Here is a 19,429-nt window from a genome sequence, read left to right on the forward strand (position 1 = left end):
TTTAACGGCAACTGATAATTGTGGAAATGCAACAGTAACATTTACTGAAACTGCTGTCGAGGGTGCTTGTGCTGGTGCTTACACCTTGACTAGAACTTGGACTGCAACTGATGCTTGCAACAATGCTACAACTCACCTTCAAACTGTAACGGTTCAGGATACAACAAAACCAGTGATAGCTGTTTTGCCAGCGCCTTCAACCATATCTTGCCCTGCAACTCCTACTTTTGCAGTGGCGACGGCTACCGATGCTTGTGGAAGTTTAGTAATCTTGACTTCGGCTGATGTAACTACTAACGGCGCTTGTGTTGGGTCATATTCTGTAACCAGAACCTGGACAGCTACGGATGCTTGCGGTAATGCTGCTTCAGCTTCACAAACAATAAATGTCCAAGATGTAACCGCACCTATTATCGCAGCTTTACCAGAGGCTTCAACCATCTCTTGTCCTGCCACTCCTGCTTTTGCAGTAGCAACTGCAACGGATGTTTGCGGAAGTGCAGTTACATTGACTTCGACTGATGTAACAACTCCAGGAGGTTGTGCAGGGTCATATTCTGTAACCAGAACCTGGACTGCTACTGATGCTTGCGGTAATGCTGCTTCAGCTTCACAAACAATAAATGTCCAAGATGTAACCGCACCTATTATCGCAGCTTTACCAGAGGCTTCAACCATCTCTTGTCCTGCCACTCCTGCTTTTGCAGTAGCAACTGCAACGGATGTTTGCGGAAGTGCAGTTACATTGACTTCAACTGATGTAACAACTCCAGGAGGTTGTGCAGGTTCATATTCCGTAACCAGAACCTGGACAGCTACGGATGCTTGTGGAAATGCTTCAAAAGCATCTCAAACTATTAGTGTAACAGATACAACTGGCCCTACAACATCTACGTCATTTCCTACAACTGTTGATGTTAAATGTGACGCTGTACCAGTTAAACCTGAGTTAGTGTTTGTTGACAATTGTTCAGCAGTTAATCCTGCTATTTATACAGAAAAAACAATCAATCAAACACCAACGACTTATACAATTGTGAGGGAATGGAGTGTAGCTGATGCTTGTGGAAACGAGTCAAAATTCATTCAAACAGTGAATGTGTCTATTGCAAATGCCAACACAGTTATTCCTAGTTCGGCTTGTAATGCAGACTCAACACCAATAGACTTAAATAATTTGTTGCCTGTTGGTACTCCTACAAATGGAATTTGGATAGATGTAAATAATTCAGGACATTTGCAAGGAAGTATTCTATCTCCTCTAGATATGGCTCTTGGTGATTATGTTTTCGAATATAAGGTCACTGATGGATCTTGTCCTTTGAGTATAAAAATAAATATGAATGTTAACTTCGATTGTAAAGTATTAGGTTGCGAAGCTATAGTTGTCCATAATGCATTTACTCCAAATGGAGATGGTATCAATGAGCAACTCATCATTGACGGTGTGGAAGACAATATTTGTTATCCTTCTGGTATTTCTGTAGAAATATATAATCGTTGGGGAGTATTAGTTTTTGAAACCACTAAATACAATAATTCAAGTAATGTGTTTGATGGTTATTCAAGAGGAAGAACAACTATAAATAAATCTGATGGTTTGCCTACGGGAACTTATTATTACATCGTGAATTACGAATCCTTTGATGGAACTGGAAATATTCAAATAAATAGAAAAGACGGGTTTATATACCTTTCAAGATAAATTTAACTCAAATCTAACTCCCGGGAATTAAAACTCCCGGGTTTAAACAACAAACTAAATGAAGACAAGAATACTATTATTCGCTTTGATGTTTACTGGAGTGGTAAGTTATGCTCAACAAGACGCACAATTTACGCAATACATGTACAACACAATCAATGTCAATCCTGCATATGCTGGATCGAGAGGAGCCTTAAGTATGTTTGCCCTGCATCGTACTCAATGGGTTGGACTGGACGGAGCACCCGTTACCAATACAGTGTCTGTCAATACCCCACTCAACGGAAGTAATTTGGGATTGGGTGTCTCGCTGATCAATGATAAAATTGGACCTACAAACGAGAATGCTATCTCTGCCGATTTGTCTTATACTATCCAAACATCCGAAACCTGGAAACTCTCCTTTGGGATTAAGGCAACAGCGAATTTATTTGATTTGGATGCAACCAAATTAAATCCTGTAAATGCCGCTGACCCAAGTTTGCAAAATTATAGTAAATTCACTCCTAACATTGGAGCCGGTATTTATTTGCATTCAGACAAAGCCTATATAGGTTTTTCAGTACCGAACTTTATTGAAACCAATCGCTATGACGACAATGAAGTGGCTATTTTCAAAGAAAAAATGAATTACTACTTTATTGCCGGAGTTGTATTTGACCTCAGTGATTCAGTAAAATTTAAACCAGCTCTTCTAACCAAAATGGTGCAAGGTGCTCCACTTCAAGTTGATGTTTCCGGAAATTTTATGTTCTATGACAAATTTATGCTTGGAGTTGCTTACAGATGGAGTGCTTCTATAAGTGCTTTGGCAGGTTTTCAAGTATCTGATGGTTTATATATTGGTTACGGATACGACAAAGAAACAACCAATTTAGCCAACTATAATTCCGGTTCGCATGAGATATTCCTGCGTTATGAATTATTCAACAACATCCAAAAAATCACAACTCCTAGATTCTTCTAAAAACAATTATTATGAAAAATTTTATACTCCTTTACATAACGATAATAAGTGTTTTTTCATTTAACAGTTATGCACAAAAAGCCCAACTTACTTCTGCAGATAAGAAATACAACAGTTTTGCCTACATTGATGCTATTAAAACCTATGAAAGGGTAGCTGAGAAAGGATACAAATCAGAAGATATGTTCCAAAAACTCGGTAATTCCTATTACTTCAATGGCGAATTGGATAAAGCGGCCAAATGGTATGATGAATTGTTTGCTATGGCTCCAGATCAGCAACCTGAATATTTCTACCGATATGCCCAATCGCTGAAAGCCGTTGGACAAATAGATAAGGCAAACGAGATGCTTGAAAAATTCCACCAGAAAGCGGGAAACGATAAAAGAGCCAATCTTTACGAAAAAAACAAAAATTATCTCGATAGAATCAAGGTTAATTCAGGCAGATATAAAGTTGAAGATGCTGGAATCAACTCAAAATATTCCGATTATGGAAGCTCTTTCTACCTTAATAAACTTGTTTTTACCTCGGCAAGAGATACAGGAGGTCTAATGCATAGAAAACACAAATGGACTAATCAAAGCTTTACCAACCTTTATGTTACAGATTTAGGTGAAGATATGACTCCAGGGAAAGTAAGCAAACTTTCTAAAAAAGTAAATTCAAAATTCCACGAATCTAGTGCTGTTTTTACCAAAGACGGGAAAACCATGTATTTTACCAGAAACAATTATCTGGATGGTAAAAAGGGAAAAGATGGAAATGGGATTACTTTAATAAAAGTATATAAAGCCACTTTTGAAAACAATGAGTGGACTAAAGTTACCGAATTGCCTTTCGACAGTGATCAGTACAGTGCAGCTCACCCTGCATTAAGTCCAGACGAAAAGACATTGTATTTTGTGTCAGATATGCCCGGAACAATGGGTCAGTCAGATATATTCAAAGTTAAAATTAATGAAGATGGCAGTTTTGCAACTCCAGAGAATTTAGGAAATGGAATCAATACCGAAGGAAAGGAAAGTTTTCCGCTTGTTACTGATGAAAATGAACTTTATTTTGCCTCTGACGGGCATCCTGGTCTGGGTGGTATGGATGTCTTTGTGTCTAAAATCAACACCGACGGAACTTTTGGAGAGATTCAAAATCTAGGAGACGGTGTCAATTCGCCTAAAGATGATTTTGCTTATCTGATTGATACCAAATCCAGAAAAGGTTTTGTAAGCTCTAACAGAGGTGGTGGTCAGGGATATGATGATATTTATAAATTTCTCGAAATCAGAAGACTCAAATGCGAACAGGAATTGTATGGAACTGTAACCGATTTGACTACAGCTCAGATACTGCCTGATGCTAAAATCAGTTTGTTTGACAGTGAATTCAACATAGTAAATACAGTTGTTACTGATCCTTCCGGAAATTATACTTTCGCCGTTGAATGTGGTAAAAACTATAATGTGAGAGCTGCTAAAATGGATTACACTACTAAAGAACAAAAAGTAACCATTGCTATGGAAAACAATGGAAAAACGAATTTGCCGATTGCTTTGGAAAAAGAAGCATGCAAAGTGGCCGTGGGTGATGATTTAGGAAAATGTTTTGGTATTAAAATGATTTATTTCGATTTAGATAAATACAATATAAGAACTGAAGCTGCATTAGATTTAGAAAAAATATTAGATGTATTGAATCAAAATCCGACTATGAAACTAGACATACGTTCACATACAGACAGCCGCGCTTCTTTTAAATACAATGAAGTCTTGTCTGAAAACAGAGCCAAAGCTACGATTAACTGGTTGGTAAAAAATGGTGCTAATCCGAGCAGATTAACCGGTAAAGGATATGGCGAAACACAATTAGTAAACCAATGTGCTGATGGTGTAAAATGTACTGAAGAAGAACATCAGCTTAACAGACGCAGCGAATTTATTATTACTGGTCTATAAAATTTAAATTTATAATTCAATTAAAAACGTTCGGAAGTTTAGCTTTCGAACGTTTTTTTGTCATATAAACCAATATAACATCAAACTTTTTTAACAAAAAAACAACCCTATTGATGCAACTTATAAGTAATTTATTGATTTATAACAATTTTTTAAATTTTAAAGACATACATAATATTAATTTCTGATTTTACTCTTATGGAAATTATTAAATAATCATAATTGACTAAGGTATTTTCTTAATAATTAGTTTTTGTGCAAAGTATTCAAAATGAATTGTCAAAAAAAACCGTTTTATTTATACTTATATAATTCTTAAAATCTTAATAATTTAAAAAAAAATCTATTAAATTTATTAAGTCATATCTATCGTATGGGTTTCGTTTACTACAATTCTGAAGATATGTATGTCTTTTTCAATGGCTTCCTTACTTATTGAACTTTATAAATATTTATCTAAGCAAAGTAAAAGATATTTATAGCTAATTGGACGCTAATCAAAATTGGACAATAATTCAAATATTATTTGTGAAGTTATTATGGCTTAAGCTCATTGCACAGAAAATAGTAACCATAAAAAAACTGCCTCTTTAAGGCAGCTTCTAAATTAAAAAACAAACTTTACTTATATTTTTACAAAGATATTTGTGTAATATTTTTTACCTTCTGCACTAACTCTGATTGAAAGTCCAAAATTTGTAAAATTACCCTCGATGTTTGCTTTGTGACTTGGGCTTTTCAACCAGGCATCTAAAGCAGCTTGGGGAGAATTATAATTATAGGCAATATTTTCACTTACGCTTTTTGCTCCTAAAACTTTCATTATATTTTCCGAACGTGCAACAAAATCATCGTGATTTACTACATTATTAGTTATCATATAGTTATCATGTTCTTCAGATTTATAAGAAATGTGATTAATCTGTTTTAATTCATTTAAACCAATACTTACTCTATAAGCATTTATCAAAGCCATAGCCTCAATTTCTGATGAATTATAGGTATAAGGCATTGCTTTTTGTGTTGAAGCTGTAGAAGTAGGATTCTCAGAGCTGTCAGAGGAACATGAATTCATTGTGAATACTATTGCAAACAGCAATAATACACGAAGTAATTTTGCTTTCATAATAAAAAGTAGTTTAAGTTTAAAGTAGATTGTGGGGCAAACTTCTTTAGGGTTAATTCTGTATGAACTTGTTTAATTATTGCATAAAGATAGACGTATTATCGTTTAAACACCAAATAATATCGATGAAATACACGTAATATATTTTTAACTATATAATTTTCTTACATATTTGACTAAATCATTTAATTTAGAATATAAAGATTTGTCTAAATTTTTGGGGGCAGTCTAATTGCGGGACTTTTAATACTAAGACTTAGTTTTAGTTTTTATAAATGTATATGATTGATAAGAAAGGAAGTTTGTTTTTATAAAAGGCCAATATATTTTTGTCTTCGAAATACTATATTATATATTTGACTAAATAAAAATAAAACTTATGATTACTAATACCACAACCACAAAACCTCATTATCCCATTTTAGATGGATTGCGCGGTGTAGCAGCACTGATGGTGGTCGCTTTTCACATTTTTGAGGCACATTCAACAAGCCATCTCGACCAAATAATAAACCACGGCTATCTTGCTGTGGATTTTTTCTTTTTACTATCCGGTTTTGTTATTGGTTACGCCTATGATGATCGATGGGATAAAATGTCGATTGGGGATTTTTTTAAACGCCGATTGATTCGACTTCAACCAATGGTAATTATGGGAATGATTATTGGGGCTATATTGTTTTATTTTCAAGATTCATCATTGTTTCCAATGATTCATGACATTCCGGTATGGAAAATGCTGTTAGTAATGGTGATTGGATTTACGCTGATTCCTGTTCCGCCTTCTTTGGACATTCGTGGTTGGGCAGAAATGCATCCGCTTAATGGACCGGGTTGGTCTTTATTTTTTGAATATATAGCTAATATTATGTATGCTCTTTTTGTTAGAAAATTTTCAAAAACAGCGCTTTCAATACTAGTCTTTCTTTCTGGTTGCGCATTAATTCATCTTGCAGTAACAAGTCCAAATGGTGATATTATAGGAGGTTGGTCGTTTAATCCTAAACACTTACATATTGGTTTTGCTCGAATGATGTATCCGTTTTTTGCAGGAGTATTACTTTTTCGTATGGGAAAATTAATTCAAATAAAAAATGCGTTTTTTTTGTGCAGTTTGCTAGTTATTATGGTACTAGCTATGCCAAGAATTGGCGGAAGCGAGCATTTATGGCTGAATGGTATTTATGATTCTGTTGCAGTTATTTTATTTTTCCCTTTAATAATTTTCTTGGGGGCAAGCGGAGAGATTAAAGGTAAATTATCTTCACGGCTATGTAAATTTTTTGGTGATATTTCGTATCCAATTTACATTACACACTATCCAATAATATACATATATACAGCCTGGGCAGTAGATAATAAAATCAAGTTTAGTGAAGCATATCCTGTGAGCATATTAACTTTTTTTTCGAGTGTCGCCCTCGCTTATACTTGCCTAAAATTATATGATATACCGGTTAGAAAATGGATTAATAATAAAGTCTTCCAAAAATAGAGACACATTCAGATTTAAAAAACTAATTTTTAAATGGTTTAATACTAAAAAATGGATTCAAATCGAATCCGTTTTTTTTGTGCCAACAAAATCTGTTGACTTTTGTAAAATAACACTATTAAAAGAATAATTAAAAGTCAGTCTTTGAGTTTCTGCCCAGAAAAAGCACTTTACATTGGTTTAAACTTAAACTTTTGTCCACCAACGGATGCTTCGTACATAAGTCCACCCTTTTGCATCGTTAAGACCATGACACCCTTAGCATATTTAGCATTCGCTGAGGCTCCAGATTTTACGGCTACTGCCGAAACATCAGCAGAAAATTCTAATTGGCTGTTTTTAAAGCGATCTAAGGCCTTTTTAGACTCAAAAAATATCACTTCACGATAAGCTTGTCCGCCTGCCTGGAATCCGATGCTCACTTGCGATAATTTGGCCATTCCTACCATCTGATTCTGTTCATAGACAACCCCGTTTCCTGCTGCTCCCCCAACTCCAAAACCTCCTTTACCTACATTGGGAAAGATGGCATAACCATAAGATTTATCAAAAAGTGCTTTCATAAGACTGTCAGCCGCAATGAACTCAGCCTTTGCCTTATGGCTATCAGCAATAATTTTATTCTTTTGAGATTCTGATTGTCCAAAAATTGGCATTATATTAAGTACACAAGCCATCACCATTAACCAAATAACATTTAATGTTTTCATTTTTATGTATATTAAATTGTTGTAAAAATCAGCTACTCAAAGTTAACAAAAAACTTGATAAATAACAATAATAATCTGATTTTCAAAACTATAGTTTTTTTTTTAATTATTAGTTTTTAAACTAATTAAAACCCTGATTCTTTGAGCCTTTAAATTGTGTCTATAAAGAGAAGATACAAACAACAGCTGAATTGAAATGCTGTTTTGTTATCCTTTTTTTTATCTTTGAAAAATACAAAACCACAAACCGGAATATAAAAATTAACAATGATTACAAAAGCAGCAGTAGAAGACGTTTCTTCTTTAAACAAATTAATCAATTCGGCCTACCGTGGAGAATTTTCTAAAAAAGGATGGACTACCGAAGCCGACCTGTTAGAAGGAGGCAGAACCACTGAAAAGGAATTAATTGAAATTATTCAAGATAAAAAGAACACTTTTCTGAAATATACGGAAAATGACCGAATTATAGGATGTGTTTTGTTGATTGAAAAAAAGAATCTATTGTATTTAGGAATGTTAACGGTTTCGCCTGAGTTGCAAAATAGCGGTATTGGAAAAAAACTATTAGAACATGCAGAAATTCATGCTTCGGAATTGGGCTTGTCTAAAATTGGTATGACAGTGATAACCGTTCGGGAAGAACTTATTTCGTGGTACAAACGCCACGGCTATGAAGATACAGGGGCAAGAAAACCATTCCCGGAGAGCGATGTTTTTAGCCAAACCTCAAATAAACCTTTAGAATTTATGGTATTGGAAAAAAGAATTTCATAGTTTTAATTTTTCGATGATTCAGGAATTCTCTGTTAATGACATTATTTCTCCAAACTCAAAAAAGCTTTTCCAATATTCGAAATAACATCCGAAGCAATAAACGACTGATAACCAGTTTTGTGCAAAGCTATATCAGCAGTCAATCCGTGAAGATAAACGCCAAGAATGGCAGCATCTATAGGTTCGTAGGATTGTGCCAATAAACTCGTAATCATTCCCGTTAAAACGTCGCCAGTTCCGGCTGTGGCCAATGCTGCGTTTCCGGTGGAGTTTTCGTAAATAGTCTCGCCGTCAATGATAAAAGTGGGTGCGCCTTTCATTACAATAATAACATGATGTAACTTAGAAAAAGCAACAGTTTTCTCGAATTTTTCAGTATTCGAATTCCATTTCCCAATAAGTCGTTCCAGTTCTTTTGGGTGTGGCGTGAGAATCGTTTTATCGGGCAATAATGAAATCCATGCTGCGTTTTGCGACAAAATATTCAGTGCATCGGCATCGATGACTAAAAGCCTTTTGTCATTGGTCAGAAATTCATGGAGCGCATTCTGGGTTTCCAACTCCTGCCCTATTCCGGGTCCAATTCCGATGGCATTGGGCATAAAATTAAATTCAATATTCGAAATGTATTTTTCCTGAACATCAGTCAAAACCATCACTTCTGGATTGGCAGTTTGAAGGATTTCGTAACCACATCGCGGAATAAATACTGTGACTAATCCGCAACCGGTTTTTAAACAAGCCTTGGAGGACAAAGTCATCGCTCCTATTTTACCATAACTGCCACCAACTAACAAAGCGTGACCCTGAATGCCTTTGTGGGTATGGGCATCAATGGGTTTATAGCGTTTTAGAATTGCCGCTTTATCTATTGGAATGGAAGATTTCATTGGATTTGTTTGTGTAAAGATACAAAAATTCAATAACTTTTTTTTTAATAAAGGACTGCGTCATGTTTTTATAACAACCTCATAATGAGATAATTGTTAAAATATAGTTAAATGATTTTACGCTTAATTATATTTGTTTAACTTTATAAAATTTTTGTTAGACAAAAAAATAACTTTATTAATTTAAAAAAAAACAACCATGAAAACAAACAACTTTAAATTATTTGGATCGTTAAAAGCTTTCATTTTGATTGCTACTTTGTCAATTGTAACCATTTCTTGTGATAATCAGGAAACACAAGGCATGGATGTAATGAATATCTCTAAAACCGCTACTGGGGAAACTTTCAAATCTTCAAATAGTGCCCCTAAACCAGGAGAAACTCCTATTGCAGGAATTGCAATAAATGCAGGATTCAATGAACTGGTAGGCGCTCTAGTTTATGTAGATAAAGAATTAAACGCTGGTTTAGTAAACCTATTCTTGAATGGAAAAGATCAATACACTGTATTTGCTCCGACAGATGCTGCGTTTAAAAACCTTTATACTACTTTGGGAGTCAATAAAATCACTGATCTTCCTCCAACATTGGTATTGGATGTGTTAAAATATCATGTTGTCGAGGGACGCCGTGCTGCCAATAGTGTAGTTCCTCCAAACGGCTCACGTACAATAACAACACTACTCGGGGCTACTTTCTCAGTAGATAAAAATGGGATGATTACTGCAGTGGGCAATACTGCAAATATTACAACAGCAAATATCTCTGCATCAAATGGTATCATTCACGTAGTAGATACAGTATTATTGCCAATTAAATAATATAAAATAATAGGCTTTTTTTTGCAATATATGCTTTAATTTTTTTTCCTTAAGAAATGCTGTTTTTTTTTAAAACAGCATTTCTTTATTTAAAACCCTTGTGCGAATTCTCCCGATTTTGTTAAAATCACTAAATATTATAGCTGTTTTTTAACTCTGACTTATGAACTGTTTTAGCTGCAAAGTGTTGTGGCTATTAAGTCAGGAAACTTCGTAGAGCTAGATGTTTGATTTAAATGGTGCTTTTTCTTCACGAAAAATCCCTATCTTCGGCAAAGAGAACACAGCCACTTTGGTCAACAACCGATTGAAGCGGTCTAACGTTGGCAAAACTGAATTTCAAATGCTCATTCAACTTTAATGATTGAAAAGGAAAATCAAGCAAAGAATTTAAATCAATCTTCAAATAAAAACTTATATCTGGCGCTAATAGCCATAATCTGTATAGTTTTATCCCTGACTTTTTTTTATCCTTTGTCAATGAAGGTAGATAAATACAGTAATATTGTACTCACTGTTTTGGCATATTCATTTTATATTCTTCAAGGCACTTCATTCGTGCTTACCATTGTGACCTTCATAAATGGCATTTCTTTTATAAAAATGAAAAAAGATACACAAAGTTATCTTGTCCTCATCATTGACGGATTATTAATGGTAATATTTAGTTATGAAATGTACTGGTTTTTAAATCATTTATAAGACTGCTTTCTTACTCGCAAAAGAAAACCCGACCAAATAAATTAACATAATATTAATTAAAATTCCTCACTCGCACTAACAAAATAGAAACTAAAAACTTAAATACGATACCTATGAATAAAAATTTCGTTGTTAAAATTCAGGACGCTCAGCTTCCCAATGACATTGATTGTATCAGACAATTATGGACTGAATACCTCACTTGGGGAAACGACAAAATGCAAATGCTCTATGGTGTACATCCTCACAATCCAAAAGAAACTGTACAACAAGACATTGAAAATATTACCAAATTCCTGCCGCCAAACGGAAGACTAATGCTGGCATTTGCAGATGGAAATCCGTGCGGAATAGGTTGTCTAAAAAGCATTAATGAAGAAATAGGGGAAATAAAACGTATGTATGTTGACCCTTCTTTCAGAAACGTTGGAGCAGGACGAGCCATACTTCAATCCTTACTTTCGGCTGCAAAAGAAACGGGTTATACAAAAGTACGTTTGGACAGCCCAAAGTTTATGGAAGCTGCTCATTTACTCTACCGAAGCATCGGATTTAAAGACATATCTGTTTATGACGAGGTAGAAATACCGGAAGAGTTTCGACAATATTTATTGTTTATGGAATTAGATTTATTTAAATCCTAAAACACTTATTATGATGCTTAATAAAGTTCCATAATCTAAAATTGTAGGCTTTTTGATGTGAGATGGTTCCCGTTTCTCGCGATGATGAGTGATGCAAATAGCTATCAAAAACCCTTTGCCACTCCGATTAAAATCGATAAATTAGCCACTTCAAATTTTACAAAAAATCTACAATGAAAAATACTGCGCTGACGCACATACACGAGAGTTTGGGAGCAAAAATGCTTCCGTTTGCCGGATACAATATGCCTATTTTATACGAAGGTGTAAATGCTGAACATGAAACTGTTCGCAACAGTGTAGGTGTTTTTGATGTGTCGCATATGGGCGAATTTTTGCTAACGGGTCCAAATGCTTTGGCTTTGATTCAAAAAGTGACTTCAAACGATGCTTCGACTTTAACCATCGGAAGAGCGCAATATTCTTGTTTACCCAACAATGATGGCGGAATTGTAGACGATTTAATTGTTTACAAAATGAAAGACGAGCAGTATTTATTGGTTGTAAATGCTTCGAATATTGATAAAGACTGGAATTGGATTTCGGCGCACAATGATTTAGGTGTGGATATGAGAAATCTTTCGGATGATTATTCATTATTGGCAATTCAAGGTCCAAAAGCTGTGGAAGCGATGCAATCCTTGTCTTCATTAGATTTGGCTACGATTCCATACTATCATTTTGAAGTGGGGGATTTTGCAGGAATCGAAAACGTGATTATCTCGGCAACAGGCTACACCGGTTCAGGAGGTTTTGAGATTTATTGCAAAAATGACGAAGTGGAACAAATCTGGAACAAAGTTTTTGAAGCTGGTGCTGCTTTTGGGATTAAGCCAATTGGTCTTGCCGCTCGTGACACTTTGCGTTTGGAAATGGGATTTTGTTTGTACGGAAACGACATCAACGATACCACTTCTCCTCTGGAAGCCGGCTTGGGTTGGATTACCAAATTCACCAAAGAATTTACCAATTCCGAGAACTTGAAAAAGCAAAAAGAAGCAGGTGTATCCAAGAAATTAGTAGCTTTCGAAATGCAGGAACGCGCTGTACCTAGACACGATTATGAAATTGTGGATGCCTCGGGAACTCTTATCGGTATCGTAACTTCGGGAACAATGTCACCTTCGATGAATGTTGGTATTGGACTGGGTTATGTAACTACCGAAAACAGTGCTATTGGCAGCGACATTTTTATCAGAATTAGAAAAAATGATGTTCCAGCTAAGGTTGTAAAATTGCCTTTTTACAAGAAATAAGAACAGCTGTTTAAAAAAAAAAAAAAAAAACCGCAAATTCGCAAATTGAAAACATACAAAACTGTATAAATAATTTGCGAAATTGCGGTAATTTTATTTTAAATTGCACTTAATAAACTGGTAAATGAAGAAAATTTCACTCGTACTGTTCCTGACAACATTTTCCCTATTTGGTCAAAATAGTGCAAAAACTTGTGAATTACTTTCCAAAATAAATGCATTAATTCAACACGAACATTTCCATCCGAAACCGGTAGACGACAGTCTGTCAGTTTTTGTATTTGATACTTTTATGGATGGTTTGGATGGCAACAGAAACTTATTTACCAAAACAGAATACGAAAACCTCTGTAAAAGCAGGCTTTTGCTGGACAATTACATTTTGCAAAATGATTGTTCCTTTATGAATGATTTTATTTCTGTTTACCAATTTGCTTTGGAAAGAAAGAAAAAGACACTCGAAAAAATGCAAAATGAAGTGCTGGATTACACCGCAAAAGACACGGTTAAATTCTCAAAGAAAAACTTCCCTTTTGACTTAGAGGCAGCAAACATCGATAAAGTATGGAGAAAAAGAATCAAGTATGATATTCTGGAAGATATTTCGAAATTGAGTTCAAATTTAGATTCACTAAACCAGAATTTTGCAAAACTCGAAAAAATCTCAAAAGTAAAAATATTTGACACCCATTTGTGTAAAGTGAATAGTATTTTGGAAAGCAAAAAAGGGTTGGGTTATGACCTTCAGAATGATTTTCTGAATATTTTTTGTACGTATTTTGACCCACATACAAATTACTTTTCACAGGATGCCAAAACCAGTTTTATGTCCGATTTAACAACAAGTGGTTTGTCATTAGGACTCAATGTCAGTCTAAACGACAAGGAGGAAATTGTTGTGGAAGAAATTGTCCCTGGAGGACCGGCTGCCAGAGCGGAGAAGTTTGAAAAAGACGATGTAATTCTGAAAGTTTCGAATAAAAAAGGAGAAGACTATTTAGTTTCCTGTACGTCCTTAGACAAAATTGGAGAATTGATTTATTCCGATTCCAATGAGGAAATAGAATTGACCATACAAAAGAAAAACGGAAATATTCTTGCTGTGCTACTCAAAAAGCAAGTTATGAGAACTACTGCAAATGCCGTTTCCAGTTTCATCGTCGAAAAGGAAATCAAAGTGGGCTACATTAATATTCCTAACTTTTACTCCGATTTTGACGGATATAGTGAACAAGGTTGTGCCGATGATGTTGCCAAAGAAATTGTAAAACTCAATCAGGACAACATTCAGGGTTTAATAATTGACCTTCAGGATAACGGAGGTGGCTCTATGGAAGAAGCTATTAAATTAGCCGGAATGTTTATCGATTATGGACCAGTATCGGTTTTGGTAAATAGTAAAAACAAGCAAAGTGTTTTAAAAGATTATAACCGAGGCAGCGTTTATTATGGTCCAATAGTAATATTAATCAATGGAAATTCCGCATCGGCAAGTGAGTTTTTTACTGCCACAATGCAAGATTATAATCGTGCAATCATTGTTGGAAGCAAATCGTTGGGAAAGGCTTCGATGCAGACTATTTTGCCCTTGGATGAAAATAAACAAGATTTCGTAAAATTAACGGTTGAGAAATTCTACAGAATTACAGGAGACAGCAATCAGATAAAAGGAATCATTCCGGATATTGCGCTTCCTATATTATATGACAGCATTGTTCCTCGTGAAATAAGTTATAAAACGGCTTTAAAATATGATGTCATCAACTCAAAAACACGATTTGCTCCCTTCCGAAAAGATTATTATCCTTCAATAATTGATCTCAGCAATTCAAGATTGAAAAACAATGCCCTTTTCAATGAAATTAATTTGACAAACGATGGAATCAACGCACTTTACAATGATCCCAAAAAATCACTTCAGGTAACTTTCAAGGAAGTATTCAATGATATTCATGAAATAGATTCTCTTTGGAAAAAAGTCAAAAAGATTGCCAAAATAGAAAACAACTGTGCGATTTCGAATAATTCATACGATTCGGAAAAATTAAAATTGGATTCTTTTCAGCAAGAAATCAACACCTATAAAATTAAAGATTTAAAAACCAGTCCATATATAGAAGAAGCCGTTGCGATATTAAATGACATCAATAATTATGGGAAATAACCGCTCAATCACCAATTTGGAAAAAGCAAAAAATCAATGAATCGATTGATTAAAAAAATATTTGATAAAATAAGGAATAACTGTATTTTTGCAGTTCAAAATAATAATTAGAAATGGGAAGAGCGTTTGAGTTCAGAAAAGGTAGAAAAATGAAACGTTGGTCAGCAATGGCTAAAGCATTTACCAGAATTGGGAAAGATATTGTAATGGCTGTAAAGGAAGGCGGACCTAATCCTGATGCCAACTCCAGATTAAGAGCGGTAATCCAGAATTCAAAGGCTGTAAATATGCCCAAAGAAAACGTGGAACGCGCCATAAAGAAAGCAACCGATAAAGATACTGCCAACTATAAAGAAGTCTTATTTGAAGGATATGCGCCACACGGAATTGCGATTCTGGTAGAAACTGCCACGGATAACAATAACAGAACGGTTGCGAATGTCAGAAGTTATTTTAACAAATGTAACGGAACAATGGGAACACAAGGTTCAGTAGAATTTATGTTTGACCACACTTGTAACTTCAGAATTCCCGCTAACGGAATTGACCCAGAAGAATTAGAATTGGAATTAATCGATTTTGGTGCCGAAGAAGTTTTTGAAGACGAAGACGGAATCTTGATTTATGCTCCTTTTGGTAGTTTTGGAACTATCCAAAAAGAATTGGAAAACAGAAAAATAGAAATCCTTTCTTCCGGCTTTGAGCGTATTCCTCAAATCACAAAAAAACTCACCGAAGTTGAAATGGCAGACGTAGAGAAACTAATCGAAAAAATGGAAGAAGACGATGATGTAATGAACGTATATCATACTATGGAAGAGTAATCAGAGATTCCAGATTTCATGAAAAACCTCCATTCGAAAACGAATGGAGGTTTTTTTATTGGTAATTACATATAAAATCTATTTTATAAATTCAATTTTTTGAACTTCTTCTTCATTGATACTGTCAAAAAAACCTTGTTCGTTCATCCAGTCATCACTAAACACTTTACTCATATAACGGGAACCGTGATCTGGGAAAATAGCAATTACATTACTGTTTTTGTCAAATTCACCTTCTTCGGAATATTGCTTAATGGCTTGAAGAACTGCACCAGAAGTATAACCTACAAATAAGCCTTCTCTTTTTGCTAATTCTCTTGTAGAATGTGCGCTTTCTTCATCTGTAACTTTCATAAACTTGTCAATAATATCAAAATCTGTAGCAGATGGAATCAGGTTTTTTCCTAAACCTTCAATTCTGTATGGATAGATTTCGTTGTTATCAAACTCTTTGGTTTCATGGTATTTTTTCAAAACTGAACCAAAAGCATCAACACCTAAAATTCTAATATTTGGATTTTGCTCTTTCAAGTATTTTGCAGTTCCAGAAATAGTTCCACCTGTTCCGCTACAAGCAATAAGGTGTGTAATTTTACCGTTTGTCTGTTCCCAAATTTCTGGACCTGTAGACTTGTAATGCGCATCAACATTCAATTGATTAAAATATTGATTGATATAAACAGAACCTTTGGTTTCTTCGTGCAAACGTTTGGCAACATTGTAATAAGAACGCTCATCATCTGCAGAAACATGTGCTGGACAAACATATACTTTTGCGCCTAAACTGCGAAGCATATCAATTTTATCCTTAGAAGATTTTGAACTAACAGCTAATATACAGTTGTAACCTTTGATAATACTTACCATCGCTAAACTAAAACCAGTATTCCCAGAAGTAGTTTCTATAATAGTATCACCAGGAGAAAGGATTCCTCTCTTCTCGGCTTCTTCAATTATAAATAAAGCAATTCTATCTTTGGTGGAATGTCCGGGATTAAAAGCTTCTACCTTTGCGTAAAAATTTCCTTCTAATTCTTCGGTAACTTTATTTAGTTTAATAAGTGGTGTGTTGCCTATTAATTCTAAAATATTATTATAAGCGTTAATTTCTTCTTTCATAAAAAAATAGTTAATCAAGGACACTTTTTAGTTTAACCTAAAATCCCTGCAAATTTAACAAAAATTTTCTAATTACTTTTCAATTTTTTCTAAATCTAATAAAAAACTGAATTCTTTTGCCAATTCCTTAATGGCTTCGAACCTTCCCGAAGCTCCTCCGTGACCGGCTTCCATATTTGTATCGAGAAATAAAAGGGAATTATCTGTTTTCATACTTCGTAATTTAGCAACCCATTTAGCTGGTTCCCAGTACTGTACCTGTGAATCGTGCAATCCGGTTGATACATACATATTAGGATAACTTTGTTTTTTAACATTGTCATAAGGCGAATACGAAGCCATATAATGATAATATTTTTTAACATTTGGATTCCCCCATTCGTCATATTCTCCCGTTGTTAATGGAATTGTATCATCCAACATTGTTGTAATTACATCCACAAAAGGAACTTGAACAATTATTCCGTGGTATAATTCCGGTGCTAAATTCACAATTGCCCCCATCAATAACCCACCCGCTGAACCACCTTCGGCATATAAATGTTCCGGCGAAGTGTATTTTTTTTCAATCACAAATTTGGAACAATCAATAAAATCAGTGAAAGTATTTTTCTTTTTCAGCAATTTACCATCTTCATACCATTGTCTTCCTAAATCTTCTCCACCACGAATGTGCGCAATAGCAAAAATAAATCCTCTGTCAAGCAATGTCAATCGTGTTGATGAAAACGTGGCATCCATTGAATGTCCATACGAACCATAAGCGTATAACAACAATGGATTCTTTCCGTCTTTTTTTAATCCTTTTCTATAAACCATCGATATTGGAATTTTGGTTCCATCTTTGGCTGTAGCCCAAATTCTTTCTTCGGTATAATTATTTTTATCGAATTTTCCGCCCAGAACTTGTTGTTCTTTCTTGATTTCCTTGGTTTTGGTCTTCATATTGAAATCAATCACAGACGAAGGCGTAGTCATCGATTGATAGGAATAACGTAAAATATCAGTATCAAAATCTACATTGGTTCCAGTATAAGCAGTATAAGTTTCGCTTTCGAAAGGCAAATAATATTCCCCTTCTCCATTCCAAGGCATAATTCGTATTCTATTCAATCCATTGAAACGTTCTTCTAAAACGAGGAAATCCTTGAAAATCTCAATATCTTCCAATAAAACATCATCACGATGCGGAATAACCTCTGTCCAGTTTTCTTTGGAAGTGGTTGTTTCCAAGGTTTTCATCAACTTGAAATTCGTGGCTTTATCCGCATTGGTCATTATGTAAAAACTATCTCCATAATGATTGATACTGTATTCCAAACCTCGAACCCGTTTCTGAAAAATCCTGAATTTTCCGTCGGGATTGTCAGCTTCCAATATTCTATATTCTGTGGTCAAAGTACTGCCCGATTCTATCGCCAGATATTTTCTGGACTTGGATTTGGCAACCTCAACATTATAAGTTTCATCTTTTTCAAAATAAACCAAAACATCATCGGCTTGATTTGAACCTAATTTATGTTTGAAAATTTTATCGGAACGCAAGGTAATTTCATCTTGACTAGAATAAAAAATAGTCTTGTTGTCATTAGCCCAAACGGCAGTTCCAGAAACTTTTTCAATTTTATCAGAAAGAATTTTACCTGTTTCCAGATTTTTAACCTGAATGTCATAGATCCTTCTTCCAATGACGTCAATGCTAAAAACGGCCAATTTATTATCTGGACTTATACTCAAACCTCCCAATTGAAAATAAGATTGTCCTTTTGCCAATTTATTGCAATCGAACAAAATTTCCTCTTTTGCCGAAAGGCTTTCCTTTTTTCTGGAATAAATAGGATAATTTTTTCCTGTTTCGAAACGGGTTATATAGTAATAGCCATTGTATAAATAAGGAACCGACTCGTCATCCTCCTTGATTCTGCTCTTCATTTCCTCAAACAATTCCTTTTGAAAAACCTTGGTATGAGCAGTCATTTTTTTGTAATAGGCATTCTCTTTCTTAAGATAATCAATGACTTCCGGGTTTTCCCTGTCATTCAGCCAAAAGTAATTGTCTGTCCTAGCATGGCCGAATTTATCCAATGTTTTAGGGATTATTTTGGCTACTGGTGGCAGAATTTTTTTAATCATATTTTTAAACTTTCAATTTTGACGAAGGTATTACAAAAATAACACAAACATAGTTTAGAATGGATCTATATTTTATCAAAATTTTAATCAATATCACTTTGCAAAATAGTAATTTTGCGTGACATATTAAAAAATCATAAAA

Annotated in this window: 16 protein-coding genes; 11 read left to right on the forward strand and 5 right to left on the reverse strand. The window is 34.6% G+C overall.

The annotated features are described in order from the left end of the window. The 3 genes from IR213_RS07785 to IR213_RS07795 form a co-directional block, all read left to right on the forward strand. On the forward strand, positions 1-1,705 hold a 1,705-nt coding region (locus IR213_RS07785; RefSeq protein WP_194311744.1), incomplete at its 5' end, for a gliding motility-associated C-terminal domain-containing protein. A gap of 58 nt (positions 1,706-1,763) precedes the next feature. Then, complete coding sequence (locus IR213_RS07790; RefSeq protein WP_194311745.1) at positions 1,764-2,672, forward strand: PorP/SprF family type IX secretion system membrane protein; 909 nt, start codon at positions 1,764-1,766, stop codon at positions 2,670-2,672. 11 nt (positions 2,673-2,683) lie between these two features. Next, complete coding sequence (locus tag IR213_RS07795; RefSeq protein ID WP_194311746.1) at positions 2,684-4,624, forward strand: OmpA family protein; 1,941 nt, start codon at positions 2,684-2,686, stop codon at positions 4,622-4,624. 625 nt (positions 4,625-5,249) lie between these two features. On the opposite strand, the gene IR213_RS07800 is transcribed toward IR213_RS07795, so the two are convergent. Next, entirely contained in the window at positions 5,250-5,750 is a 501-nt protein-coding gene (locus tag IR213_RS07800; protein ID WP_194311747.1) for a CAP domain-containing protein, read from the reverse strand. A gap of 379 nt (positions 5,751-6,129) precedes the next feature. Here IR213_RS07800 and IR213_RS07805 point away from each other — a divergent pair, with 379 nt between their 5' ends. Then, a complete protein-coding gene (locus IR213_RS07805; protein WP_194311748.1) occupies positions 6,130-7,245 on the forward strand; it encodes an acyltransferase family protein in 1,116 nt (371 codons plus the stop codon). Between the two features lie 170 nt (positions 7,246-7,415). Here the strand turns inward: IR213_RS07805 and IR213_RS07810 are convergent, their stop codons facing one another. Next, positions 7,416-7,955: a lipid-binding SYLF domain-containing protein gene (locus tag IR213_RS07810; protein ID WP_194311749.1), complete on the reverse strand. Its 540-nt coding sequence runs from the start codon at positions 7,953-7,955 to the stop codon at positions 7,416-7,418. Between the two features lie 267 nt (positions 7,956-8,222). On the opposite strand from IR213_RS07810, the gene IR213_RS07815 reads away from it, so the two are divergent. Further along, positions 8,223-8,732 carry a GNAT family N-acetyltransferase gene (locus tag IR213_RS07815; protein WP_194311750.1) on the forward strand — a complete coding sequence of 170 codons (510 nt, stop codon included), beginning with the start codon at positions 8,223-8,225 and terminating at the stop codon, positions 8,730-8,732. A gap of 41 nt (positions 8,733-8,773) precedes the next feature. On the opposite strand, the gene IR213_RS07820 is transcribed toward IR213_RS07815, so the two are convergent. Next, a complete protein-coding gene (locus IR213_RS07820; protein ID WP_194311751.1) occupies positions 8,774-9,622 on the reverse strand; it encodes an NAD(P)H-hydrate dehydratase in 849 nt (282 codons plus the stop codon). Positions 9,623-9,821: 199 nt separating this feature from the next. Here IR213_RS07820 and IR213_RS07825 point away from each other — a divergent pair, with 199 nt between their 5' ends. From IR213_RS07825 to IR213_RS07850, 6 genes are all read left to right on the forward strand, one after another. After that, positions 9,822-10,445 carry a fasciclin domain-containing protein gene (locus IR213_RS07825; protein WP_194311752.1) on the forward strand — a complete coding sequence of 208 codons (624 nt, stop codon included), beginning with the start codon at positions 9,822-9,824 and terminating at the stop codon, positions 10,443-10,445. A gap of 480 nt (positions 10,446-10,925) precedes the next feature. Next, positions 10,926-11,147 carry a hypothetical protein gene (locus IR213_RS07830; protein WP_194311753.1) on the forward strand — a complete coding sequence of 74 codons (222 nt, stop codon included), beginning with the start codon at positions 10,926-10,928 and terminating at the stop codon, positions 11,145-11,147. Positions 11,148-11,260: 113 nt separating this feature from the next. Next, the gene (locus IR213_RS07835) at positions 11,261-11,791 is read left to right on the forward strand and encodes a GNAT family N-acetyltransferase (RefSeq protein WP_194311754.1); all 531 of its coding nucleotides are present in this window, start codon (positions 11,261-11,263) and stop codon (positions 11,789-11,791) included. A 173-nt stretch (positions 11,792-11,964) separates the two neighbouring features. Beyond that, positions 11,965-13,047, forward strand: coding sequence for a glycine cleavage system aminomethyltransferase GcvT (gene gcvT / locus IR213_RS07840; RefSeq protein ID WP_194311755.1), 1,083 nt, complete (start codon positions 11,965-11,967; stop codon positions 13,045-13,047). Positions 13,048-13,171: 124 nt separating this feature from the next. Continuing rightward, a complete protein-coding gene (locus tag IR213_RS07845) occupies positions 13,172-15,211 on the forward strand; it encodes a carboxy terminal-processing peptidase (protein ID WP_194311756.1) in 2,040 nt (679 codons plus the stop codon). Positions 15,212-15,324: 113 nt separating this feature from the next. Beyond that, positions 15,325-16,035, forward strand: a complete 711-nt coding sequence (locus IR213_RS07850) for a YebC/PmpR family DNA-binding transcriptional regulator (protein WP_194311757.1) — start codon at positions 15,325-15,327, stop codon at positions 16,033-16,035. Between the two features lie 78 nt (positions 16,036-16,113). Here the strand turns inward: IR213_RS07850 and IR213_RS07855 are convergent, their stop codons facing one another. Then, complete coding sequence (locus IR213_RS07855; RefSeq protein WP_194311758.1) at positions 16,114-17,154, reverse strand: PLP-dependent cysteine synthase family protein; 1,041 nt, start codon at positions 17,152-17,154, stop codon at positions 16,114-16,116. A 72-nt stretch (positions 17,155-17,226) separates the two neighbouring features. Then, entirely contained in the window at positions 17,227-19,287 is a 2,061-nt protein-coding gene (locus tag IR213_RS07860; RefSeq protein WP_194311759.1) for a S9 family peptidase, read from the reverse strand. Positions 19,288-19,429: the final 142 nt, after the last annotated feature.

The organism is Flavobacterium soyangense, assembly GCF_015277675.1.
In the GTDB taxonomy this organism is placed as follows: Bacteria; Bacteroidota; Bacteroidia; order Flavobacteriales; family Flavobacteriaceae; genus Flavobacterium; species Flavobacterium soyangense.